20 protein-coding genes are annotated in these 22,028 nt (G+C 65.9%); 5 read left to right on the top strand and 15 right to left on the bottom strand.

Annotated elements, in window-relative coordinates; translation table 11 throughout:
- Both LH407_RS10410 and LH407_RS10405 read right to left on the bottom strand, forming a co-directional pair.
- On the bottom strand, positions 1 to 663 hold the full coding sequence (locus LH407_RS10410) for an IclR family transcriptional regulator (protein WP_322134059.1): 663 nt from the start codon (positions 661 to 663) through the stop codon (positions 1 to 3).
- Positions 663 to 1,865 (bottom strand): adenosylhomocysteinase, encoded by a 1,203-nt coding sequence (locus tag LH407_RS10405; protein WP_322134060.1) that lies wholly within the window; start codon positions 1,863 to 1,865, stop codon positions 663 to 665. The genes LH407_RS10410 and LH407_RS10405 overlap by 1 nt, the downstream gene beginning before the upstream one ends.
- Before the next feature lie 58 nt (positions 1,866 to 1,923).
- Here LH407_RS10405 and uriH point away from each other — a divergent pair, with 58 nt between their 5' ends.
- Positions 1,924 to 2,874 carry a uridine-preferring nucleoside hydrolase UriH gene (gene uriH / locus LH407_RS10400; RefSeq protein WP_322134061.1) on the top strand — a complete coding sequence of 317 codons (951 nt, stop codon included), beginning with the start codon at positions 1,924 to 1,926 and terminating at the stop codon, positions 2,872 to 2,874.
- Positions 2,875 to 2,997: 123 nt separating this feature from the next.
- Positions 2,998 to 3,909, top strand: coding sequence for a hypothetical protein (locus LH407_RS10395; protein WP_322134062.1), 912 nt, complete (start codon positions 2,998 to 3,000; stop codon positions 3,907 to 3,909).
- A gap of 59 nt (positions 3,910 to 3,968) precedes the next feature.
- Here the strand turns inward: LH407_RS10395 and LH407_RS10390 are convergent, their stop codons facing one another.
- The 7 genes from LH407_RS10390 to LH407_RS10360 form a co-directional block, all read right to left on the bottom strand.
- A complete protein-coding gene (locus LH407_RS10390; protein WP_322134063.1) occupies positions 3,969 to 5,255 on the bottom strand; it encodes a thymidine phosphorylase in 1,287 nt (428 codons plus the stop codon).
- Positions 5,252 to 5,671: a cytidine deaminase gene (locus LH407_RS10385; protein ID WP_322134064.1), complete on the bottom strand. Its 420-nt coding sequence runs from the start codon at positions 5,669 to 5,671 to the stop codon at positions 5,252 to 5,254. Before LH407_RS10385 ends, LH407_RS10390 begins: the two co-directional genes overlap by 4 nt.
- Positions 5,668 to 6,963: an ABC transporter permease gene (locus LH407_RS10380; RefSeq protein WP_322134065.1), complete on the bottom strand. Its 1,296-nt coding sequence runs from the start codon at positions 6,961 to 6,963 to the stop codon at positions 5,668 to 5,670. Before LH407_RS10380 ends, LH407_RS10385 begins: the two co-directional genes overlap by 4 nt.
- Complete coding sequence (locus tag LH407_RS10375; RefSeq protein WP_322134066.1) at positions 6,960 to 8,249, bottom strand: ABC transporter permease; 1,290 nt, start codon at positions 8,247 to 8,249, stop codon at positions 6,960 to 6,962. Before LH407_RS10375 ends, LH407_RS10380 begins: the two co-directional genes overlap by 4 nt.
- A complete protein-coding gene (locus LH407_RS10370) occupies positions 8,246 to 9,781 on the bottom strand; it encodes an ABC transporter ATP-binding protein (protein ID WP_322134067.1) in 1,536 nt (511 codons plus the stop codon). The genes LH407_RS10375 and LH407_RS10370 overlap by 4 nt, the downstream gene beginning before the upstream one ends.
- Positions 9,782 to 9,884: 103 nt before the next feature.
- Positions 9,885 to 10,979, bottom strand: coding sequence for a BMP family lipoprotein (locus LH407_RS10365; RefSeq protein ID WP_322134068.1), 1,095 nt, complete (start codon positions 10,977 to 10,979; stop codon positions 9,885 to 9,887).
- Positions 10,980 to 11,155: 176 nt separating this feature from the next.
- Entirely contained in the window at positions 11,156 to 12,277 is a 1,122-nt protein-coding gene (locus LH407_RS10360; RefSeq protein ID WP_322134069.1) for a mannose-1-phosphate guanylyltransferase, read from the bottom strand.
- Between the two features lie 112 nt (positions 12,278 to 12,389).
- Here LH407_RS10360 and LH407_RS10355 point away from each other — a divergent pair, with 112 nt between their 5' ends.
- The gene (locus tag LH407_RS10355; protein WP_322134070.1) at positions 12,390 to 13,553 is read left to right on the top strand and encodes a glycosyltransferase family 4 protein; all 1,164 of its coding nucleotides are present in this window, start codon (positions 12,390 to 12,392) and stop codon (positions 13,551 to 13,553) included.
- On the opposite strand, the gene LH407_RS10350 is transcribed toward LH407_RS10355, so the two are convergent.
- From LH407_RS10350 to ptsP, 5 genes are read right to left on the bottom strand one after another with little or no spacing between them, the layout of a single operon-like run.
- The gene (locus LH407_RS10350) at positions 13,550 to 14,992 is read right to left on the bottom strand and encodes a DUF6056 family protein (protein WP_322134071.1); all 1,443 of its coding nucleotides are present in this window, start codon (positions 14,990 to 14,992) and stop codon (positions 13,550 to 13,552) included. The genes LH407_RS10355 and LH407_RS10350 overlap by 4 nt on opposite strands.
- A gap of 42 nt (positions 14,993 to 15,034) precedes the next feature.
- On the bottom strand, positions 15,035 to 16,177 hold the full coding sequence (locus LH407_RS10345) for a mannitol-1-phosphate 5-dehydrogenase (RefSeq protein WP_322134072.1): 1,143 nt from the start codon (positions 16,175 to 16,177) through the stop codon (positions 15,035 to 15,037).
- Positions 16,177 to 16,614, bottom strand: a complete 438-nt coding sequence (locus LH407_RS10340) for a PTS sugar transporter subunit IIA (RefSeq protein WP_322134073.1) — start codon at positions 16,612 to 16,614, stop codon at positions 16,177 to 16,179. The genes LH407_RS10345 and LH407_RS10340 overlap by 1 nt, the downstream gene beginning before the upstream one ends.
- A 16-nt stretch (positions 16,615 to 16,630) precedes the next feature.
- Complete coding sequence (locus tag LH407_RS10335) at positions 16,631 to 18,097, bottom strand: PTS mannitol transporter subunit IICB (protein ID WP_322134074.1); 1,467 nt, start codon at positions 18,095 to 18,097, stop codon at positions 16,631 to 16,633.
- Positions 18,098 to 18,143: 46 nt separating this feature from the next.
- Complete coding sequence (ptsP, locus tag LH407_RS10330) at positions 18,144 to 19,793, bottom strand: phosphoenolpyruvate--protein phosphotransferase (RefSeq protein ID WP_322134075.1); 1,650 nt, start codon at positions 19,791 to 19,793, stop codon at positions 18,144 to 18,146.
- A 157-nt stretch (positions 19,794 to 19,950) separates the two neighbouring features.
- Here ptsP and LH407_RS10325 point away from each other — a divergent pair, with 157 nt between their 5' ends.
- Positions 19,951 to 20,730: a DeoR/GlpR family DNA-binding transcription regulator gene (locus LH407_RS10325; protein WP_322134076.1), complete on the top strand. Its 780-nt coding sequence runs from the start codon at positions 19,951 to 19,953 to the stop codon at positions 20,728 to 20,730.
- 27 nt (positions 20,731 to 20,757) lie between these two features.
- Entirely contained in the window at positions 20,758 to 21,030 is a 273-nt protein-coding gene (locus LH407_RS10320; protein ID WP_322134077.1) for an HPr family phosphocarrier protein, read from the top strand.
- Positions 21,031 to 21,045: 15 nt separating this feature from the next.
- On the opposite strand, the gene LH407_RS10315 is transcribed toward LH407_RS10320, so the two are convergent.
- Complete coding sequence (locus LH407_RS10315; RefSeq protein WP_322134078.1) at positions 21,046 to 21,885, bottom strand: hypothetical protein; 840 nt, start codon at positions 21,883 to 21,885, stop codon at positions 21,046 to 21,048.
- Positions 21,886 to 22,028: the final 143 nt, after the last annotated feature.

The raw sequence follows: 22,028 nt of genomic DNA, 5'->3' as shown, positions 1-22,028 counted from the left end.
CTAATCTACCGGGGTCGACCAGCCCAGATTCCGAGAAATGTCTGAGGCACACGCCATCGCGGCGGCGATGACATCCTCGGCGGGGACGGCGCTGAACGTGGTCGCCACGTAGGGCACGGTCAGCGCTGCGACAACACCGGACGCGCCGTGCACCGGCGCGACCACATCGGTGATGCCCTCCTGTGCAGCGTCGGGCCGCACCACGGGCTCCCCCGAGGTCAGCGCAGACCCGGTAGCGGTGGTGTCGACGCCGAACAGCGCGCCAACCCTCACCCGATAGCCGAAGTCGGCTGGACTCTCGACTTGAGCGATGACACGAACACGACCCGCGTCCAGAACACTCAGGTTGCAGGACTGCCGAACCCGCTCGGCGAGGTCGCGCATCCCCGGCGACGCCGCGGCGATGAGACCCCGCAGCGGCTCCTGGCGGTGTGCGAGGTCGAACAGCCGCATCGACAGCACGTACAGACCCGACTGCTTGTCCCGCACGATGTACCCCCGGCGCTCGAGGGTCGCGAGCACACGAAAGATCTGCCCGACGCTACGCCCCGCCGCCTCAGCGATCTCCGACTGGGCCAGCCCACCCGGCCGGTCGGCGAGCAGTTCGAGAATGTCGAGGCCCTTGTCGAGTGCCGGAGCCGCGTAGGTCGGTTCTGTCGACATCAGCGTTCGGCGTGCATCGCGGCGAGCATCCGGCGCGCAATTTCACGATCGAGGTCGTCGGGCACCGGTTGAGCCCCGGCCACCAGGGTGTCGGCGCCCGTCGCGACACGTTCGAGAGACAGCGACTGGAGGAGGAAGCCGAGGTCCATCGACTCGAGGGAGTTGCCCTTCGGCTCGCGCCCGGCGAGATTCATCATGCGGCCGTCGGCGAGGAGGATCACGTGGCGACCGCCCGGCAGATCGAGGCGGTCGATCGCATCGTCGAGATGCGTCTCACCGGTGGAGTACTCGCGCAGGGCCGGAACGTCGATCTCCCACGGGAAGTGGCCGCAATTGGCGAGGATAGCGCCGCTCGGCACCGCCTCGAAGAAACTCTGCGTGAGGATGCCCGGATGCCCCGTCGCGGTGATGAACACCTCACCCCACTCGGTGAGCTGCTCGAGCGAGCCGACGCGGTAACCGTCCATGGCGGCCTCGAACGCTTTCAGTTCGTCGGTCTCGACGACGGCGACCTTGCCACCGAGCGCCCGGAGGTAGTGGGCAACACCGCTGCCGCACCAGCCGTAGCCGACAACGACAAAACGCCGCCCCGGCACCATGAGGTTGGTGATGCGCATAAAACTCTCCACCACCGACTGCCCCACCGCGTGACGGTTCTCGCCGATCGCTTTGAGCTTGCTGTCGTTGATGACGATGACCGGGAACGGGATGCGCCCCGCGAGCTCCTCACGCAGGCGAATGCCACCCGACGTGGTCTCCTCGGTGCCACCCAGGATGTTCCACGGGTCGGCGACTGCGAGGGCGTCTGCCGCGAGGGCGGACTCGGCTGCGAGCGCGGCGAGATCGGCGCCGTTGTCGAGCAGGATGCTCGGGCGTGCCGCCGCGACGGCTGCAACGTTCTCGTGGTGCTGCGCGAGGGTGTCGTCGCGTGCCCCGTGCACGGTCATCCCCTGGCCGCGCAAGAACGCCACAACGTCGTCTTGGGTGGACCCGTGGTTGCCCGTGGCTACAACCTCCGCGCCTCCCGCCGCGAGGGTTTCCAGCAGCACCGCCGTCTTCGGCTCGAGGTGGAGTGACATGCCGATGAGGTGCCCCGCGAAGGGTCGCGACGTGGCGAACTGCTCCCGTGCGGCGGCGAGGAGGGGCATCCGGGATCGGATCCATTCGACGCGCGCTGCGCCTCGGGCTGCGAGATCTGTCATGTCGCGAGCATACACATATGAATGTTGATTTCATATACGTTGCGGATATGCTCGGGTGATGGCACGGAAGATCATCCTGGATTGCGACCCAGGGCACGACGACGCGATCGCCCTCCTCCTCGCGTGGGGAAGCCCCGAGATCGACCTCGTCGGGGTCACCACCGTCATGGGAAACCAGACGATCGACAAAGTCACGCGCAACGCGCTCTCCGTGGCCGCCGTCGCGGGGATCACGGGAGTGCCGTTCGCGCGCGGAGCCCACCGACCCCTCGTCCGCGACGTCGAAGTTGCCGAAACCATCCACGGCGACAGCGGCCTCGACGGGCCGGCACTCCCCGAACCGCAGCTCGAACTCGACCCGCGGCACGCCGTCGACTTCATCATCGATACCGTCATGGCGCACGAGCCCGGCGAGATCACCCTCGTGCCAACCGGTGCCCTTACCAACATCGCCCTCGCCGTGCGCAAGGAGCCGCGCATCGCCTCACGCGTGCGCGAAGTTGTGCTCATGGGTGGCGGAGTGCACGTCGGCAACTGGTCTGCCACAAGCGAGTTCAACATCGTCATCGACCCGGAGTCCGCCCACATCGTGTTCGGAGAAACGTGGCCGCTCACCATGGTGGGTTTGGATGCGACACACGAAGCCCTCGCGACTCCGTGGGTCGTCGAACAGATCGCCGCGATCGATACGGCACCCGCGAGATTCGTGGGGGAACTCCTGGAGTTCTTTGGGCAGACCTACCTCCGAGAGCAAGGGTTCGAGCATCCGCCCGTCCACGACCCGTGCGCCGTGGCGTACGTCATCGACCCCACCGTGATGGACACCGTGCGTGTGCCACTCGACGTCGAACTCTCTGGCACCCTCACTCTCGGCATGACGGTGGCCGACTTCCGCTCCCCAGCGCCCGACGACTGCACCACCCAGGTCGCCCGCAGCCTTGACCACCCGAAGTTCTGGAACCTCGTGACCGATGCCCTCACGCGCATCGGTGACCCGTCCCCTTCCTGAATATTGTCCTGAGGTAAGCCTTTCCGCCCTTTTTAGCGACTGAATCAGGGCGAAACGACTTACCTCGGACAGCCTTGTGGAAAGAAAGGAGCGCCGACTCCCACCGGAGCGGACCATGAGGCGATGCCTCAACCACTACCCGAACCGTTGCGAGACCGACCGTTCAGCACCGGCGAAGCGGTGCAGCTAGGCGTCACGGAGAAGAGGCTCCGCGGGCGTGACCTGTCGACACCGTTCTGGGGCGTGCGATCTTCGATGGTCTCCTCGGTCAAGGAGGTGGCGCAGGCGTTCGCGGCCCGGATGCAGGACGGCGCGTTTTTCTCCCACCAGACCGCTGCGGTGCTCCACGGAATCCCGCTCCCGATCGGCGCTGATCATGGCCCCCTCCACGTGTCGGTGGTCACCGAACGGCGCGGGCCGACCGGCGCGGGTGTCATCGGTCACCATATCCATATTGGGCGCGCCGATCTGACCCGTGTGGACGGGCTCCCCGCGACGACACTCGAACGCACCGTCTGCGATCTCTCCAGGTCACTGGACGATGAAGCCCTCCTCGCCGCAATCGACAACGTGCTTTGGTGGCGCCGGCCATTGTCCCGACGCGCGACTGTCGATTCGTTGGACGCGACGCTTCGTCGCTATCGAGGGCGCCGCGGTCGCGCGCGCCTCGTTGAGATGATGGCGTTCGCTTCGGATCGCGCGGACGCGCCTCCTGAGTCGGCTTTCCGCCTCCGATTCGCCAGAGCCGGCCTCCCCAGGGCGGAGCCGAATCGTCGCGTCTACTCGGGCAGCGGAGCTTTCATCGCGATGCCCGACCTGCAGTTCAGGGCGTTCAGGATGGCTTTCGATTACGAGGGCGACCACCACCGGACCGACCGACGGCAGTGGAGGAAAGACCTCGCTCGAGTTCCGCGATTGCAGGACGCGGGATGGCACCACACGAGACTCTCCGGCGATGATCTAACCGACAGCCGCGACGTCATCGCCCGCGCCCGCCGAAACCTCCTGGCCCGAGGATGGTGCCCGCCGAGGTAAGGCGATCTGCCCGTTTTTGATGCTCGGGAGGGGCAGAATCGGTTACCTCAGCGCACGAGTTACGCGATACGTGCCGCTATGAGGGGGGTGAGAGTGGGGGGCGTGTCCGCGATGCTGTAGGCACCCTCGAGAGCCTCGAGGGCTCGCTCGAAACGGGCCGGCTCGTCGGTGTGCAGCGTGAACAGCGGTTGGCCCTTCGTCACGGGGTCGCCAGGCTTGGCGTGAAGGTCGATACCCGCCGCGTGGTGCACCGGGTCCTCCTTGCGCGCACGGCCGGCACCCAGACGCCACGCAGCGATACCGAACGGCAGCGCCTCCTGGGTCGAGAGGATGCCGTCTGCCTCGGCCGTGACCGTGTGCGACTCCTTCGGCTCGGCGAGCGCAGCATCCGGGTCGCCGTCCTGCGCTCGGATCATCGCGTTCCACGTGTCCATGGCGCGACCGTCCTTCAGCGCGGCCTCCACGTCGGCATCCGGTTGCCCCGCGAGGGCGAGCATCTCGCGTGCGAGAGCCACCGTGAGCTCGACGACATCCGCCGGTCCTCCGCCCGCGAGCACCTCGACGGATTCGCGCACCTCGTTGGCGTTACCGATCGCCAGCCCCAGCGGCACGTTCATGTTGGTGAGGAGTGCGACCGTGTTCACACCGGCATCCGTACCGAGACGCACCATGGTCTCCGCGAGTTCGCGGCTGCGTTCCGGGTCCTTCATGAACGCGCCGGAACCGAACTTCACGTCGAGCACGAGCGATGCGGTGCCTTCGGCTATCTTTTTCGACATGATCGATGACGCGATGAGCGGGATCGACTCCACGGTGCCCGTGATGTCACGCAGGGCGTAGAGCTTGCCGTCCGCCGGTGCGAGGCCGGAGCCCGCCGCACAGACGACAGCGCCGATCGACTCCAGTTGGGCATAGAACTCGTCGTTGGTGAGTTTCGCGCGCCAGCCCGGGATGCTCTCCAGTTTGTCGAGCGTGCCGCCCGTGTGGCCGAGACCGCGACCGGACAGTTGGGGAACGGCAACCCCGAAGGATGCCACGAGCGGGGCCAGCGGAAGTGTGATCTTGTCCCCGACACCGCCGGTGGAGTGCTTGTCCGTCGTCGGCTTGGACAACCCGTCGAACGACAGCGTCTCCCCCGACGCGATCATCGCGAGAGTGAGATCCCGCACCTCATCACGGCCCATCCCGTTGAGGAAGATCGCCATCGCCATCGCCGCCATCTGCTCGTCTGCAACGTAGCCGCGAGTGTAGGCGTCGACGAGCCACGAGATCTGCTCTGTCGACAGTGTTCCCCTGTCACGCTTGGTGTGGATGAGGTCTACGACGTCGAAGGGTTCGACACTCATGACCTGTACTCCTCGAGCGTGCGCGGCCCGAAAGCGTCGGGGATGACCTCATCGATGGTCTTGATTCCGGAGACGGTCTCGAGCAGCATCCCCTCCGCCGAGTGCTCGAACAGCAACTGGCGGCAGCGGCCGCACGGCATGAGGGCGTTGCCTTTGCCGTCGACACACGTGAAGGCGACGAGCTTGCCACCACCCGTCATGTGCAGCGATGAAACGAGCGCACATTCCGCGCACAGCGTGAGGCCGTAGGACGCGTTCTCGACATTCGCGCCCGAGATGACACGACCGTCGTCGACGATGGCGGCCACCCCCACGGGGAAGTTCGAGTAGGGAACGTAGGCGTGTGTGAGTGCCTCCTTGGCGACCTCACGAAGGGCATCCCACTCGGCGTCGGACTGTGGAGTGAACGGGGTCATGACTTTACGTACGGCTTTCCCGCGGCTGCGGGGCCGCGTACCCGGCCCACGAGACCCGCGACGGCGAAGATCGTCACGAGGTACGGGAGCATGAGCATGAACTCGCTCGGAACGGGCGAGCCGATGATAGACAGCGCGGACTGCAGGTTGGTGGCGAAACCGAACAGGAGCGCCGCGAGGGTCGCCCTGATGGGATCCCACCGACCGAAGATGACGGCCGCGAGCGCGATAAATCCTGCGCCCGCCGTCATCTCCTTATTGAAGGCACCGACCGATCCGAGCGTGAAGTAGGCACCGCCGAGGCCCGCGATCGCGCCAGCGAGCGACACGTTCCAGAACCGGGTGCCCGTGACGTTGATACCGACGGTGTCCGCAGCCTGCGGGTGCTCACCCACCGAGCGCAGTCGCAGGCCCCAGCGCGTCTTGAACATCGCGAACCAGACGACAAAGACCGCGATGTAGACGAGGTACACGATGATCGTCTGGCGGAAGAGCACCGGTCCGATGATGGGGATCTCGCTGAGAAGCGGAATGTTGATGCGCTCGAATCGCGGTGGGCTGTTCAGCTGCGCCGCATTCGGGGCGAGCACCGTCGAGAACAGGAAGCTCGTGAGTCCGACGACAAGCACGTTGAGCACAACACCGACGATGACCTGGTCGACGAAGTACTTGATGGAGAAAGCCGCGAGCACAAACGCGACGAGCACACCGGCGACGGTCGCGGCGGCGAGCCCGAGCAACGGCTGACCGGTTGCCGAGGCGACAACGGCGGACACGAACGCACCCGCGAGGAGCTGGCCCTCGATCGCGACGTTGACGACACCGACACGCTCCGAGATAACACCACCGAGCGCACCGAAGATCAGCGGAACACTCAGGGCGACGGCCCCGACGAGGAGACTCGCGACCTGAACGGCGAGGGATGCCCCCGCCGCCGCCCACGTGAGGAAGCCGAACATGAACAACACCGCGAAGATGGCGATGAGCCAGACGGGGGTCTTGCGGGCGCGCCAGGCGAGGTAGGCGGATGCCGCGGCCATGAGCACAAGGAGCACGGCAACGATTCCGCCCGCGAGGGGCGCATCGACGGTCAGGACGGGCAACTGGATGGCGTCGGCATCCGTCGAGAAACGGAAGCCCGTCTCACCCGCTCGCGCGAAGATGACAAAGAGCACGATGCCGAGGATGGCGAAGATACCGAGTCCGATGGCTGGCTTCCAGTTGCGGATGACGGCCTTCTCGAGCACAACGGGTGCTGAGGAGGGTACGGGTGCTGCTGCCGTGGTGCTCACTTGGCCACCTCCACCTTGGTGCGTGCCTTGGGTGCCGTGCCCGGGACCGGGAGGCGGAAGATCGCCCGCACGAGCGGGGGTGCAGCGATGAAGAGCACAATGAGCGACTGGACGACGAGCACGATGTCGATGGGAACACCCTGCGCCGCCTGCATCGAGTAGCCACCGGCCTTAAGGGCGCCGAACAGGATTCCGGCGACAAAAACACCGACCGGTTTGGATCGCCCCAGGAGGGCGACGGTGATGGCGTCGAAGCCGATTCCCGCGTCGATCCCCGCGGTGAACCCCGTCGTGACCGTTCCGAGCACCTGACTCACACCTGCAAGGCCGACAAGAGCACCGGAGAAGACCATGGCCCACACGTAGACACCCGAGACATTAATTCCGGCAACGCGGGCCGCATGCGGGTTCTCTCCGACCGCGCGGAAGCGGAAACCCATGCTCGAGCGGTTGATGAAGTACCAGAACCACACGGTCGCGGCGATGGCGACGATGAAGCCCAAGTGCAAATTGAACTGGTCACCGAGGATCTTGGGAAACACCGCGGTCGGCAGCATCGCCGCTGACTTCGGGTTCGTCGAACCTGGCGCCTGCAACGCCCACTGCTGAGTGAGCAGGTAGGAGATGAGGTAGAACGCGACGTAGTTGAGCATGATCGTCACGATCACCTCGTGTGCCCCGGTGCGTGCCTTGAGGAGCCCCACGATTCCGCCCCAGATGGCGCCGGCGAGCACACCAACGAGCACAGCGACGATGAGATGGATGCCGTACGGCAGGGGCCACGCGAATCCGACGTACCCGGCAGCACCGGCGGCAACAAGCATCTGGCCGCGCCCACCGATATTGAACAGCCCAACCCGGAACGCGAGGGCCACACCGAGGCCCGCGGTGATGAGGGGCGTCGCGAACTTGAGTGTCTCGGTGAGGGGCCGGATGCCCCCGACAAACGTATCGACACGGAAGTTGTAGATCGACCCCTGGAAGAGCGCGATGTAGGCACCCGAGACCGAGCTCCAGATCGCCTGGAAGGTATCGCCCGGCCGCGCGAAGAAGTAGCCAGCCGCCTCTTGCACGTCCGAGTCGGTGAAGGCGATGAGCACACCACCCGCGACAAAGGCGAGAAGGACCGCGAGCACCGAGATCATCGCGCTACCGCCCAGGATGTCGCGCAGCACCTGCTGGGCCCGCGACGGCGGTGCGATCTCGTTGGGTTTTTGCCCGGGCTCGAGAGTGGTGTCGAGCGAGCCGGGTGTCGGCTCCGAGTTGGTCACTTTCGGGTCGGTCATGCTGCCTCCCCCGGGTTCGGGTTTCCGGTGTGGTCGGGGTGCTCGCCAGCCATCATGAGGCCGAGGACTTCACGTGGAGTGTCACCAGGGACGATGCCGACGATTCCGCCGCGATACATCACCGCGATACGGTCAGCGAGGGCGGCGACTTCGTCGAGTTCGGTGGAGACGACGATGACGGGAACCCCGGCATCCCTCGCCTCGACGATGCGGGTGTGGACAAACTCGATCGAGCCGACGTCGAGGCCGCGGGTCGGTTGGGCGGCGACGAAGAGTTTCAGCTCACGGCTGAGCTCGCGCGCGAGGACAACCTTCTGCTGGTTACCGCCGGAGAGGCGCCCGACGTGCGTCTCGATTCCCTGAGCTCGGATGTCGAACTCGCGGACCTTCTCCTCCGCGAATTCGGACAGATAGCGCAACTGGAGTGTTCCCGCCTTGACAAACGGTTCGCTGTCGGAGCGGTCGAGCATGAGGTTCTCGGCGATCGTGAATTCCGCGACGAGTCCGTCCTCTTTGCGATCCTCCGGCACAAAACCGACACCGGCGTCGAGAACCTTGCGGACACCGAGCCCCTGGAGGGAGTGACCGCCGAGTCGAATGTTGCCCGTCACACGCGACTGAAGACCGAGAATCGCCTCCGTGAGCTCGGTCTGACCGTTGCCCTGGACCCCCGCAATGGCGAGGATCTCGCCCTCGTGCACGTCGAAGCTCACGTTGTTGACGACGAGCTGGTTGCGCGGGTCGATGACGGAGAGATTCTCGACGCTCAGCGCCACGGGCCCGGGCCGCGCAGGGGCCTTGTCGATCATGAGATCGACGGCGCGTCCCACCATGAGCGACGCGAGTTCTTCGTTGCAATCGGTGGGCGAAGCCTCGCCGACAACCTTGCCGAGGCGGATGACGGTGATGCGATCGGCGACCTCACGGACCTCCCGCAGCTTATGGGTGATGAACACGATGGAGGTTCCGCCGGCCTTCAACTGACGCATGATGGCGATGAGCTCGTCGGTCTCTTGCGGGGTGAGCACCGCGGTCGGCTCATCGAAGACAAGCACACGGGCGTCGCGCGAAAGGGCTTTGATGATCTCGACGCGCTGCTGGACGCCGACGGGCAAGTCGTCGACGAGAGCATCCGGATCGACGTCGAAGCCGAATCGTGCCGAGATCTCCCGAACCTTTGCGCGAGCACTCTCGAGATCGAGGATGCCGCCTGCCTTCGTCTGTTCGTGCCCGAGCATGACGTTCTCGGCGACAGTGAAGACGGGGATGAGCATGAAGTGTTGGTGCACCATGCCGATGCCGGCGTTCATGGCGTCGCCGGGCCCTGCGAAATGCTGAACCACGTCGTCCAGCAGGATCTCGCCCTCATCGGCCTGGTACAGGCCGTAGAGCACGTTCATGAGTGTCGATTTGCCCGCGCCGTTCTCACCGAGAAGGCAGTGGATTTCTCCCGGCTGCACGGTGAGGTCGATGTGATCGTTGGCGACGAGCGATCCGAACCTCTTGGTGATACCGCGAAGCTCCAGTTTCATGCTGACCAATCTAATCTGCGGGCGCGACCAGCGCACCGGTGCCTTTAACGAAGGTCGGGGGGACCAGCGACGCTGGTCCCCCCGACCGGATTCCGTTCCGGGACTACGAGTCCAGGTAGGAGGTGACGGGGATGGTTCCGTCGATGATCTGGCCCTGGATCGCGTCGAGCTCGTCGACGAGGTCGGGCGAGACGAGGCTCTCGAAGTTGTGGAACGGCGCGTAGCCGACTCCCTCGTTCTCGAGAGTTCCGATGTAGGCCTCGTTGGAGAACTCACCTCCGGCAGCAGCCGCGACCACGTCGTGCGTCGCGTTCTTGATGCCCTTGAGGATCGAGGTCAGGATGATGTCCTGCGTCGCCGGGTCGGTCTCGTACAGGTCGGCGTCGACACCGAGGAGCGCGATCTCCTTGCCGGAGTCGGCGATCGCCGCGACGGCACTCTGGTAGATCGGTCCACCGACGGGGAGCAGGATGTCCGCGCCCTGGTCGATGAAGTTCTGCGCCGTCGTCTTCGCGACATCGTTGGCCTCGAAGCCACCCGTGAACGTGGAGGTCTCCGCGTCACCCGTCCAGCCGAGAACCTGAACCGAGGTGCCCTTCTGCTCGTTGTAGTAGTCGACACCCTGAGCGAAGCCGTCCATGAAGATCGTGACGGTGGGGAAGTTCATTCCACCCCAGGTCGCGACCGTTCCCGTCTTGCTGTAGCTCGCGGCCGCGTAGCCGACGAGGAACGCCGCCTGGGCCGTGTTGAAGATGATCGGCTTCGTGTTGTCGAAGTCCGGGGTGCCATCGAAGTCGGCGTCGGCCGCGTCGTCGATGAGAGCGAACTCGACATCGGGGTTGGCCTCGGCCGCTTCGAGCGTCGCCGCCGAGAGGGCGAAGCCGACGGTCACGATGAGGTCGCAGCCCTGGCCGAGGAGGCTCTCGATGTTGGGGCCGTAGTCGGTCTCGGATGCGGACTCAACGGTGATCGGCTCGACGCCGACCTCGGCAGCGGCCTCGACGAGGCCCTCGTAGCCGAGCTGGTTGAACGACTTGTCGTCGAAGCCACCGGCATCCGACACCATGCAGGGAAGGAAGTCGACCGCGGCATCGGTTCCGCCGTCCTCTTCGGGTGCTGCTGCGCAGCCGGCGAGCACGAGGGCGCTCGTTCCGACCAAGGCGATGCCGCTGATAACGCGGCCGCGAGTGATTCTCAAGATGTCCTCCAAGATGCAGCCCAGCGGAAGAACTGGGACTCAGTGGAGTAAACGTTACCCAAAGTTACGCGGGCTGAAAGGGCTCTCAGCAGGCCGTGGCCGAAAGGTTACACAGTGGCGACCGCACCGAAACGCGCTCGACACATTTTGGCGTCTGACCGGCACATTTCGACAGCTCAGAGAACGTCGTCGCTCCCGGAGAGCCTGAGTGCATCGACAACGGATTTCACCCGCTGGGCGTTCGCCGTTGTTGTCACCAGCAGGGCGTCAGGTGTGTCGACCACCACGATGTCCGAAACACCGATGAGCGAGATCATCCGTTTGCTCTGCGAGACGACGATGCCCGTCGAGGCGTCCGCGAGCACACGCGCGTTCTCACCGAGGATCGCGAGGTCGGACTTTCGCCCGCCAGAGTGGAGTTTGGCGATGGATGCGAAGTCCCCAACGTCATCCCAATCGAAGTCGCCCGGCACCACAACGAGACGGCCCGCTGCCGCCGCGGGCTCGGCGACCGTGTAGTCGATGGCGATCTTGCGGAGTTTTGGCCACACCTGGTCGACGACGGCACCGCGGCTCGGGGTGTCCCACGCGTCGGCGAGTTCGTTGATACCGGCGAGGAGTTTCGGGTCGGATTCTCCGAGCTGCTGGAGGAGCACATCGGCGCGCGCGATGAACATGCCACCGTTCCAGAGGTAGTCCCCCGCGTCGAGGTAACGCTCGGCGGTCGCGAGATCGGGCTTCTCGACGAAGGAGCTCGCCGCAACAGCATGCGGGGCGCCCTCGATCTCGATGGGTCCTGCGCAATGGATGTAGCCGAATCCGATGGCCGGCTCCGTCGGGGTGATGCCGATGGTGGCGATGTAGCCGGCGCGAGCGGCCGCGACACCCTCCTGCACCGCGCGGCGGAATCCACGGGTATCCCGAATCACGTGGTCGGCGGCGAACGACCCGATGATGACGTTCGGCTCACGACGCACCAGCACGGCAGCGGCCAGTCCGATGGCGGCCGAGGAGTCTCTCGGTTCGCTCTCGAGCACCACATTTGGGTCGGTGAGGTCGGGAAGCTGATTTTCGACCGCCGCGCGGTGGGCGCGCCCCGTGACGACCATGATGCGGTTCTTGCCCGAGAGCGGCTCGAGGCGATCCCACGTGTCCTTAAGGAGCGTCTGACCCGACCCCGTGAGGTCGTGCAAGAACTTCGGTGCATCCGCACGAGAGAGGGGCCACAGCCGAGAGCCGATCCCTCCCGCCGGAATCACACTGTAAAAATCGTCGATCGGTCCCCCGGTAGCGCTCATGGCTGTCGATTCTAGGGGTGGGGTGTTTCGCAAGCGTGACGGACATGACCCCGCAATCGACACGATGCCCCGGGTTCACCCGCCGTCCACGCGCCCGGCGCAGCCTGGGGCCATGCGAGTACTCGTCGTCAGCGAGAGCTTCCTTCCCACCACCAACGGCGTCACCACGAGTGTGCGCAAGGTGCTCGAGCATCTCGCGCTCCGGGGCCATGAAGCACTTGTTGTTGTTCCGGCAGCCGGTGCGCCGTCCCGTTATGCGGGCTTCCCCGTGCGCGAGGTTCCCGCGATCGCCTACCGCCAGTTTCCTGTCGGTCTGCCGAGTCCGCAGTTGCAGGGCATCATCGCCGAGTTCCGCCCCGATGTGATCCACGCTGCCTCGCCCTTCCTTCTCGGGGCGCAGGCGATCGCTGCGGGCACAAGGCTCGGCATCCCGGCGGTAGCGATCTTCCAGACGGATGTCGCTGGCTACGCCAAACGCAATCGCCTGGGTGCCGCGACACGCTTCGCGTGGCGGGTGGTGCGCTGGATTCACGACGGCGCGGAACTCACACTCGTGCCGTCCTCGGCGTCGATGCACGACCTGGAGAGCGCCGGGGTCCCCCGGCTTGCGCGCTGGGGGCGGGGTGTCGATCTGGAGACCTACCATCCCCGCAATCGCCTCGACCCGCTCGTGACGCTGCTACGAGACCGGATTGCGCCGGAGGGCGAGACCATCGTCGGTTACGTCGGGCGGGTCGCGCCGGAGAAACAACTCGAGCGCTTCGAGTCCCTGCGCGGACTGCGCGGGGTGCGCTTGGCCATCGTCGGGGACGGGCCGTCCCTGCCACTCGTGCAGAAACAGTTGCGGGGCATCCCGACGACCTATCTCGGCGCGCTGTCGGGCCGTGACCTCGCCCTCGCCTACGCGTCGTTCGACGTCTTCGCTCACACCGGGGCGGAGGAGACCTTCGGCCAGACGATCCAGGAGGCCCACGCGAGCGGACTGCCGGTCATCGCACCGCACGCTGGCGGACCGATCGATCTCATCGACCACGGCACCAACGGGTACCTCTTCGACCCGCGGTTCGACGCCCACTTGCGTGGGCACGTCCGATCGCTCGTGGAGGACGAGGCACTACGTCTACGGATGGGCGAAGCGGGGCGCCGCGCGGTGCTCGGTCGCACATGGGAGCAGGTGTGCGACGAGCTTGTCGGGCATTACGAAGCGGTACTCGAGAACTCCGCGCTCGAGAAGGCCGTGCGCGGCCGCATGGCGACCCCGCTCTCGACGATCTAGCCGAGGCTCCAGCGCTCGACGACGAGCGCGATACACGCGAGACCCGCGAGCACAACAAGCGGGGCTCCCGCCGCGACGACATACCGCGCACGCCGCCCTCGGAAGACGGTCGGCAGCATGACCAGCAAGGCCGCGGCGAGCGCAACGTTGGGGATGAAGTGCACACGTGCGCCGCTGGCATACATCGACGCCGAGAACGACGTGACAAAAGTCGCGGCGATGGCAGCGGCAATGAGGAGCGAGGCGATGACCCCGCCGAGATCACGCTGAAGTGCGAGCGGGCCGAGAGCCGTTCCGATGAGCAGCGCGGTCCACACAACGACAACAAGCACACCCTCCGGCCCCGTCGGATCGGCACCCCAATAAGGGTTGAACTGCGCGAGACGAGGCAGCCCAAGGAAGGCTGAACCGACCACGAGCGTGAGAGCGACAACGGAGACGACACCCGCTCCCACCGTGACACGATCACGCGATTCGCGTCGGTAGGCGATCACGAGGATCGCCACCCATACGAGCGCGATGAGCAGACCCGACTGGTTCACGATGCCCTCGAGGGTGAACTGGAGCCCACCCTGGAGTCGCTGGCTGAGGGGAGCGTCGAAAAAGCCGGGCAACCAGGTTCGCTCATCCGCCGCCGCGCGATTGGCGTTGCCGGGAGCCGCGAACAGCACGATCGCTCCGAGGATCGACAGCACGGTCGGCACGATGACCGCGGCGGTGGCTCGAGCGCCGCCGGGTGCGGTACCGCGGCGGAGCTGAACGAGGCGATACCCGGTCGCGAACAGGCCGAGTGCCACCACCACGGCAGAGATCTGCTCGGTGTACGCCCCCGCCATGAGTGCCGCGATCGAGGACACCACGATGATTGCGGGATGCGGGGCGCGCCGCGCGACCAGCACCTCGGCCGTGCCCAGCACCGCAACGAGCACCAGCGGAATCGCCCACCAGTAATACAGTGCGCCTGTCACCCAGAATGCACCCCACAGCAGCGATTCGCGGTCCATGAGGAAGATGACCGAGAAGGCTGCGATAGCGACAGCCGACCGAGCGAGGAAGCGTGAGGTGGGCCGGGCGATGACGAAGAAGCGAACGGCGAGGAGCACGGTGCCGAGCCACACGACGATGCTGACGACCCTCCAGGCGATGAGCGGCGCGGGTGTGAAGATCCACGTCCACGTTTCCGGGACGACGCGGCCGCTCCAGTATTCGTAGCGCCACCCGATCCACGCTGACAGGTCATAGACACCGGGTCCGTCAGTGGTCGTGCCGAGAACCGCCGTCAGGAAGGTGAGGTCATCGGTAAACCCGAGCCGGTCGACCGTCCACACATTCGCCGCGATGGCCAGAGCGATGAGTCCGACCGTTGCCCAGAAGCCCGCGCGTGAGTCGAGAAAAGCCGCCACGCGGGTGCGAGTGGTCGGGTCCGTAGCATCCGTCACGTTTTCCCACGCTAGTGCACGGCGGACGCCGCGGGTGCACGGTCACGCTGTGCGCGATTGCGCCAGCTTGACCTCACGTACGAGACCGCCGAAGAGCGGATGCGACGGCTCGATACCCGTGACGCGCGTCACGAGTTGCTCGGCCTCCATGCTGCCCAACCACACCTGGAGTTCGAGACTCTGCTCGTCATCGGGCGAAACGAATCGCAGCGCGGTGCCGACAGCAGAAAGCAGCGCACTCGGTTCGGTGCCCGACTCGGCGAGCTCGGCTGCCGGTGAGATGAAACGCTCGTCTCGACTCAACTTTCGGAGCGGCTGGCGACCCACCCTGTCCACCCGGTCGGGTAACGCGGTATTCGCGAACCGGGTCAGAATGCGCTCGATATAGGCCTGCTGCTCGTCGGCGTCGAGTCCGTGTTTTGCCACGAGGAGCGCCTTGGTCTCCGCGAGGACGGCGCGCACCGCTGAGTCCACCTCGGGCAGCGCGAGGGCGTCGTAGACGAGTTCGACCCCCGCCAGGTGCCCCGCATAGGCGATGGTGGCGTGGCCGGTGTTGACCGTGAAGAGTTTGCGCTCGATGTAGGGAGCCAGGTCCTCGACCCAGTGGGCGTCGGGGATGACCGGAGCAGCGCCCGCGAACGGCGGCGACTCGATCGCCCACTCGAAGTAGGTCTCGACCGTGACATCCAGGCCAGCCCCCTCGGGTTGGGCGGGGACAATGCGGTCGACGGCAGTGTTGGCGAAAACCGCGCGTTCCAGAACGGCACGGTCGGAGACCGCCTCGGCGACATGCCCGCGCAGGATGTCGGTGGCATTGATGGCGTTCTCGCACGCCATGACCGCGAGCGGTGCATCCGTTTCACGCTGCTCGAGTGCCCGCGCGATGACCGGGGCGACAAACTTCAGGATGCCGGGCCCCACCGCGGTTGTCACGATGTCGGCCGACGCGATCTCCGCGATGAGAGCTGACTCGTTGGTCGCACTGTTGATGGCGCGGAAGCCGGTCACAACGTGATCGCGGGCCCCCTCCCCCACCTCGTGCACGACGTAACTCTCGGCAGCGTCGAGGGCGTCGATGAGAGGGGCCGCAACATCCGCGAACACCACCTCGTACCCTGCGCGATGCAGGATCAGGCCGACGAAGCCGCGACCGATGTTGCCGGCACCGAAGTGGACCGCCTTCATCAGGCGTTGACCTCCGACAGGATGTCGAGGATCTCCTCGCCCGTCTTGGCGGCGAGCAGGGCCTCCACCTCGTCCTCGTCGGAGAACACGATGGCGATCTTCGAGAGGATGTCGAGGTGCTCGTTGCCGATACCGGCGATGCCGACCACAAAGCGCACGGGGTTGCCGTCCCAGTCGATCGGCGTGGAATACCGAACGAACGAGAGCGCGGACGCAAGGATCGCGTCCTTGCTCTCGTTCGTGCCGTGAGGGATAGCCAGGTAGTTGCCCATGTAGGTCGAGACCGACTCCTCGCGCTCGAGCATCGCGGGAAGGTAGGCGCCCGTGACGGCTCCCGCGGCGACGAGGATGTCGTTGGCCTCCCGCATCGCCTCGAGCTTGGTTGTCGCCGTGCCCTCGATGCGGATTTGGTCCTGGGTCAATACCTGACTAGCCATGAGTGTTCCTGTCTGGTTACTTGGCGGGCTGCTCGGACTGCGCCGCGACCTGCTCGACGACCTCGTCGTACTTCGGAGAGTTCATGAAGTTGTCGACCGAGACGTGGATGGACCCCGGGGTCTGCTGTCGAGCGCGATCGGTGAGGTCCTGGTGGGTGATCACGAGATCCTCTGTGCCGTCGAGGTTCGCGATCGCCTTGTTGGTGACCGTCACACCCTCTACTCCAGCCTTACTGAGCTTCTTGCGCAAGACCGAAGCGCCCATGGCGCTCGAACCCATGCCCGCGTCGCACGCGAAGACCACGTTGTGGATTCCGCCACTCGCGGTACGACCGGCCATGGCGCCCAGCAGGTCGGACTTCTTGCCCTTGTTCTCCTCGGTCTTCGTGATCGCGTCCTGGAACGCGGCGTCCGAAGCAGCAAGGTCGCGCTTGCGGCTGGCCAGCAGCAGGAGCATCGTCACACCGAATGTCACTGCCGCCGAGATGATCACCGAGAGTGCGACCGTGAGCGCCGTCTGAGCGGCGAGGGCACCACCCATGATCGCGATGATCGATCCCGGGGAGGCCGGTGCGATGAGACCGCCGTTGCCGATGACGTTCGTCAGAACACCCGAGGCACCACCGGCGATGAGGCCGAGGATGAGGATGGGCTTGGCGAGCACGTAGGGGAAGTACACCTCGTGGATGCCACCGAAGAACTGAATGATGAAGGCACCCGGTGCCGTGGCGCGCGCCGCACCGACACCAAAAATGCTGATCGCGAGGAGGAGTCCTGCGCCGGGGCCGGGGTTGGCCTCGATGAGGAACAGGATGCTCTTACCGGTCTCCGCGACCTGCTCGACTCCGAGCGGGGTGAACACACCGTGGTTGATGGCGTTGTTCAGGAACAGCACCTTGGCCGGCTCGACGATGATCGAGGCCAGCGGCAGGAGGCCGTTGTCGATGAGGAAGCCGACGGCGCCACCGAACAGGTTGGTGACCCAGTTGATGATCGGGGTGAGCCCGAAGAAGGCCGCGAGCGCGAGGAAGAATCCGATGATTCCCGCCGAGAAGTTGTCGACGAGCATTTCGAAGCCTGGCCTGACCTTGCCGGTCCAGAGGCGCTCGATCTGCTTGAGGATGAGGGCCGCGAGGGGGCCGGCGACCATGGCTCCGAGGATCATGATGTTGCCGTCACCGCCGACGATGACACCCATGGCGGCAATAGCACCGATCACACCACCTCGGTTGCCGTAAACCATGCGCCCACCGGTGAACGCGATGAGCAGAGGGATGAGGTAGGCGAGCATCGGCCCGACGAGGGCGGCGAGCGTCTCATTCGGCAGCCAACCCGTGGGGATGAACAGGGCAGTGATGATGCCCCACGCGATGAAGGCGGCGATGTTGGGCATGATCATGCCCGAAAGGAAGGTGCCGAATCGCTGAACCGCGACTCGGGCCCCGCCGCGCTGGGCGACGGGTTCTGCGGACGTCGTTGTCATCTTGTCTGGGTCTCCTTGGATGGTGGGGGTGGATGGCGAAGAGTGATCAGTCGACGGACGCCGCGGCGGATCTCGCAGCGGCGGCCGTTGAGGTTCGGAGCGCGGCGGCGGCTCGTGCCGTCGCCTGCTCGAGGGTGGTCCGCGCCAGTTCGGCTCGGACATCCGCCAAAGCGGCGGGGGTCATGGACAGCGTTGTGACACCGAGGCCGACGAGTACAACCGCGAGGGCCGGGTCGGCAGCAGCCTCACCACACACGCCGACGGGCTTGCCCGCGGCACGGCCGGCGTCGCCCAGAAGTTTGATGAGACGCAGGACCGCGGGATGCCACGGATCCTGGTAATTCGCGACCGAGCCGAGCAGACGATCCGCAGCGAGGGTGTACTGGGTCAGATCATTGGTACCGATGCTCACGAAGTCGCTCACCGCCGTCACCTCCGGCGCCATAAGCGCGAGCGACGGCACTTCCGCCATCACGCCGGCGACTCGGATGCCGAGTTCCTTGGCGAGCGAGACGAAATACTCGGCTTCCTCGGCGTCGGCCACCATGGGGGCCATGACCCAGAGGTCGGCGGATGTGGCGGCCTGAGCCTCGGCGAGCGCCGTGAGTTGCTCGCGCAGGATGTCCTCCTTGGCTCGCAACGCGCGGAGTCCGCGGAGTCCGAGTGCCGGATTCTCCTCCTCCGCATCGTTCAGGAAGGCCAGCGGCTTGTCGGAACCGGCATCGAGTGCACGCACCACAACCTTTTTGCCGGGGAAGGCCGAGAGCAACTCCGTGTAGGCCTCACGCTGCTGAGCGACCGTCGGGGCACTCGTGGAACCGAGGAAGAGGAACTCGGTGCGGAAGAGGCCGACACCCTCGGCACCCAACTCGACCGCGGCCTTCGCCTCGGACGGCTTACCGAGGTTGGCCAGCAGCGGAACCGCGTGACCGTCGGCGAGGGCACCGTCGGTGATCGGTGCGCTGGCGATCTTCTGAAGCTCGGCCGTGCGTGTCTCTGCGGCGTCGAGGTCTGCCGCGGTCGGCTCGACGGTGATCGTTCCTGACGCGGCATCCACGATCACGACGGTGCCGTCGCTCAACGAGCCTGCGCTCTCGACGCCGACAACAGCGGGAATGGACCGCGAGCGCGCGAGGATCGCGGTGTGGGACGTCGGTCCGCCTTCGACCGTGACGAGAGCGAGGACCCGTTCCAGGTCGAGGAGCGCGGTGTCCGCCGGGGCGAGATCGCGCGCCACGAGGATGAACGGAGTGTCGGATTCGGGGACGCCGGGTGCCGGTACGCCACGCAAATGGGCGACGATGCGCTGCGAAACATCCGAGAGATCAGCCGCGCGCTCCGCCATGTAACCGCCGAGCCCGACGAGCATCTCTCGGTAGGCCTCGAATGCGTCGAAGACGGCACGCTCACCGGTGCTGCCCTCATCGATACGCTCGTCGACGCCCTCGATGAGTCCGGGGTCCTGCGCCATCATCGCCTGAGCCTCGAGCACCGCCTGGGCATCTCCCCCGGCGAGCTTCGCGCGCTCGGCGAGGTCGGCTGCGACCGCGTGGAGTGCGTCGAGAACGAGTTGCTTCTCGTCGGCGGCGTCGCGCGTGCGCGGAGCTACCACGGGTTCGCTGAGCGGCTCCGGCATCGTCAGGACGGGTCCGGTAGCGATTCCACGGCCAACTCCGATGCCCTGGATCTGCGTCATTGCTCAACTCCTCGTTGGGTTCCCATCGCCTGTGCGGGTGCCCGTGTGCGAACACCGTACAACGAAACTCGTTGACAAACAAACAGTTTCAAAGATAAAACTAGCTAAACAGACTTTTGTTTGTGTTTGGTTTACTCCCCAAGGACAATGGAGTTCGATGTACGCCCCCGAACGACACCAGAAGATCCTGGAGCAGGCCCATGCCCAGGGCAGGGTCGACGTGCGCGAACTCGCCGAGCTTCTTGCCGTAACGCCGGAGACCATTCGCCGCGACCTCACGAGCCTCGAGCGCCGTGGTCTCGTGCGCCGCGCACACGGAGGGGCCATCCCCGTTGAACGCGCTGCCCTCATGAGTCCCGTCTCCGACCGGGAGGGCCTCCACGCCTCCGAAAAACTCGCGATCGCGACCCTTGCCCTCGACGAACTGCCCGAGAACGGATCGATCATCATCGACGCCGGGACAACCGCCATCCGCTTCGCGGAACTTCTCCCCGCCGACCGCCCCCTCACGGTCGTTACCCACTCGCTCGCGGTCGCCTCGACCGTCGCCCCGCGACCCAACATCGAGCTCTACCTTCTCGGCGGCGCGGTACGCACGACCTCCCTCGCTTCGGTCGGCACGTGGACTCATCAGCTCCTCGGCATGGTCAACGTCGACGTCGCCTTCATCAGCGTGAACGGACTGACCCCGGAACGCGGACTGACGACAACCAATATGGCCGAAGCCGCAGTCAAAACGGCGCTCATCAAAGCCGCACGCCGCACCGTTGTGCTCGCCGATCACACCAAATTCGGTCGCGAGGAGTTCGGGCGAATCGCACCACTCGCGGCAGTCGACACCGTGATCACGGATGCCGGGGTCAACGCCGACCTCGTGCAAGACATCGAGGCCGCGGGCACCCAGGTGCTGTGGCCCGGTCGCCCCAAAGCCTTCTGACAATCACCCACAACACAAGGAGTACACATGGCCACCGAAGAACGCACCGTCACCGTCGCCTCGAGCTCGGGACTCCACGCGCGACCCGCGGCGCTCTTCGTCGAGGCCGCGAGCGGCTCCGGTCACAAGGTCACCATCACCAAGGGCGACAAGAAGCCCGCGAATGCGGCGAGCATCCTCTCGGTGCTCTCGCTCGGCATCGAGAAAGGCGATGAGGTCGTGCTCTCCGTCGATGGCGACGACGCCGTGGCGGTGGCTGACTCGCTCGAGGCGTTCCTCCTTGAGGACCACGACGCGTAGTACTCACGTCGGGCGTCAGGACACGCCAACAACGATTCCGTCGACGCAGAAGACGTGGTCGCAGATATCGAACGGCGGAAGGTCATGCAAAAAGAGATCAAGACGCGCCCTCGTGTCAGCCCTCGCCTCAGCATTGGCCTCGGCCTCACGCGCCGCCGCTGCCGCTTCTTCCGCACGCTGCGACGCGAATGCCGCCTCCACGGCGGCCGCATAGGCGGAGACGTAGCTCGCTCGCGGCTCGTCGCCCTTCGCTGCGGCGAGGAGGGCATCCCGCGCCGCCTCGAGCGCGGAGCGCGTCTCCGCGGACGCGATGGGCGCGACGGCGAGGGCAGAGGTCGCATGAGCGGTAACCGAGTCGATAGCGGCGGCGACGGCATCCGCACTCGACACCGTGAGGTCGTCGACGCTCGCCGCGTCGGCGAGCACCGACGCGCTCAGCTCGGAGCTGTCGGTCGACCAGAGGTCTAACGATTTCGCGCTGTCACGAAGCTCGGCCGCCGAGGTCGGTCTCTCGGTGCTCGGCATCGGTGAGCCACCGCGCACATCGACTGCGAGAGCCTCGTCCACATCGCTGTTGGCCGCGACGAGAGCCTCGAGGGCCGCGGCATCGAGATAGCCGACGCCCGCGGATGCCACGGCGCGGGCATCCTCGAGGTGCAGGTTCGCCGCATCCACGGCCGTCTCCCACGCCGCCAACGCCGCCTGTGCTTCGGTCCCTGCGGTTGCCGCGGAGGTGACGGCCGCGTCGAACTGCGCCTCCGCCTCGAACCTGTCCGTCAGGTGGAGTGCTGCTGGCACGGCGACCACGCCAGCCGCGGCCAGCACGGCTATCGCAGGAAGAAGAAGAGGCCTCACCTCGCCAGTGTAGAGGCGGATATCTCGACGTCGAGACGGTTAGGGCCTCCTAAGCCGCATCCCTTCCAGACGCGGAATAGACTGGGAGCGTCTGGCCCACAGATTCGACGTCGGCCGCAGCGACCGCGGCCTCGACTCCCACA

The organism is Antiquaquibacter oligotrophicus (assembly GCF_020535405.1).
In the GTDB taxonomy this organism is placed as follows: Bacteria; Actinomycetota; Actinomycetes; order Actinomycetales; family Microbacteriaceae; genus Rhodoglobus; species Rhodoglobus oligotrophicus.
This window is presented reverse-complemented; position numbering and strand designations above follow the sequence as displayed.

Bases quoted from the DNA above. Each gene is read 5' to 3' on its own strand.
- LH407_RS10410 (WP_322134059.1), bottom strand. From the start codon at position 663: ATGTCGACAGAACCGACCTACGCGGCTCCGGCACTCGACAAGGGCCTC.
- LH407_RS10405 (WP_322134060.1), bottom strand. From the start codon at position 1,865: ATGACAGATCTCGCAGCCCGAGGCGCAGCGCGCGTCGAATGGATCCGA.
- uriH (WP_322134061.1), top strand. From the start codon at position 1,924: ATGGCACGGAAGATCATCCTGGATTGCGACCCAGGGCACGACGACGCG.
- LH407_RS10395 (WP_322134062.1), top strand. From the start codon at position 2,998: ATGCCTCAACCACTACCCGAACCGTTGCGAGACCGACCGTTCAGCACC.
- LH407_RS10390 (WP_322134063.1), bottom strand. From the start codon at position 5,255: ATGAGTGTCGAACCCTTCGACGTCGTAGACCTCATCCACACCAAGCGT.
- LH407_RS10385 (WP_322134064.1), bottom strand. From the start codon at position 5,671: ATGACCCCGTTCACTCCACAGTCCGACGCCGAGTGGGATGCCCTTCGT.
- LH407_RS10375 (WP_322134066.1), bottom strand. From the start codon at position 8,249: ATGACCGACCCGAAAGTGACCAACTCGGAGCCGACACCCGGCTCGCTC.
- LH407_RS10370 (WP_322134067.1), bottom strand. From the start codon at position 9,781: ATGAAACTGGAGCTTCGCGGTATCACCAAGAGGTTCGGATCGCTCGTC.
- LH407_RS10360 (WP_322134069.1), bottom strand. From the start codon at position 12,277: ATGAGCGCTACCGGGGGACCGATCGACGATTTTTACAGTGTGATTCCG.
- LH407_RS10355 (WP_322134070.1), top strand. From the start codon at position 12,390: ATGCGAGTACTCGTCGTCAGCGAGAGCTTCCTTCCCACCACCAACGGC.
- LH407_RS10345 (WP_322134072.1), bottom strand. From the start codon at position 16,177: ATGAAGGCGGTCCACTTCGGTGCCGGCAACATCGGTCGCGGCTTCGTC.
- LH407_RS10340 (WP_322134073.1), bottom strand. From the start codon at position 16,614: ATGGCTAGTCAGGTATTGACCCAGGACCAAATCCGCATCGAGGGCACG.
- LH407_RS10335 (WP_322134074.1), bottom strand. From the start codon at position 18,097: ATGACAACGACGTCCGCAGAACCCGTCGCCCAGCGCGGCGGGGCCCGA.
- ptsP (WP_322134075.1), bottom strand. From the start codon at position 19,793: ATGACGCAGATCCAGGGCATCGGAGTTGGCCGTGGAATCGCTACCGGA.
- LH407_RS10325 (WP_322134076.1), top strand. From the start codon at position 19,951: ATGTACGCCCCCGAACGACACCAGAAGATCCTGGAGCAGGCCCATGCC.
- LH407_RS10320 (WP_322134077.1), top strand. From the start codon at position 20,758: ATGGCCACCGAAGAACGCACCGTCACCGTCGCCTCGAGCTCGGGACTC.